Raw genomic sequence first — 876 nt, forward strand, 5'->3', positions numbered from 1 at the left:
CGTCCGGAGTGTCCGGAGGGGGTCCCGGGGAACGCGTCGGGGCCGCCCGGCCCGCCGGTGGCCTCCCCGGCCGGGCCGTCGCCGGTGGCGCCCCGGGCGGTCCCGCCGCCCCGGGTCTCCCGGGCGTCCCAGCCCTCCTGCCGGAACCGGTCCTCCTGCCGGACCCAGCCTCCTCGCCCGTCCCGGGCCGCCCACGACCCCTGCGCCTCCTGCGCGTCCTGCGCGTCCTGCGCGTCCGCGGCACGGTCGGACCGGGCGGCGCCCGGAGCACCGTGCGGGCCACCGGCGACCCCGGTGGAACCGGCCCCACCGGCCCCACCGGCCCCACCGGCCCTGCCGGTCGCCCGGGCCGCACCGGCCACCCCGTCAGCCCCGGTCGCGCCGGAACCCGCCGTGGAGTCCGGCCCGCCGGAGCCGGCTCCACCGGGCCCCACGGACAGCCGGAGGCACCCCTCGCCGTCCGGTGTCACGGGCGAGGGCGGCACGGAGGAGGGCAGGGCGAGCCGCAGCGTGGACTCCCCGACCCGCAGCAGCGCGCCCGGCGCCAGCGGCACCGGTCCGCGGTCCAGCGCCCGGCCGTCGAGCCGCGTGCCGTTGGTGGAGTCCAGGTCGGCCACGGTCACCGACCCGTCCGGGGCGACGGTGACCGCGCAGTGCGTGCGGGAGACGTCCGGGTCGTCGAGCGGGATCTCGGCGTCGACGGAGCGGCCGACGGTGACCCGGCCCCCGTGCAGCAGGTGGACGCCGCCCGCGTCGGGGCCGGCGACCACGTGCAGTTCGGCGACCGCGGCCGGTCCGATGCCGTCCTCCGCGCCGAGGTGGCCGTCGGGGTCGGCGGGCGTGCCCACCGACAGCACCGCGCCGTCCACCAAGGGG

Annotated in this window: 1 protein-coding gene; it reads right to left on the minus strand. The window is 81.3% G+C overall.

Features of this window, described 5'->3' with window-relative positions:
- Positions 1 to 876 (minus strand): FHA domain-containing protein (locus ACOV8S_RS18505; protein ID WP_448319445.1); only part of this gene is annotated, 876 nt, incomplete at both ends.

Source organism: Streptomyces sp. CO7 (assembly GCF_053474865.1).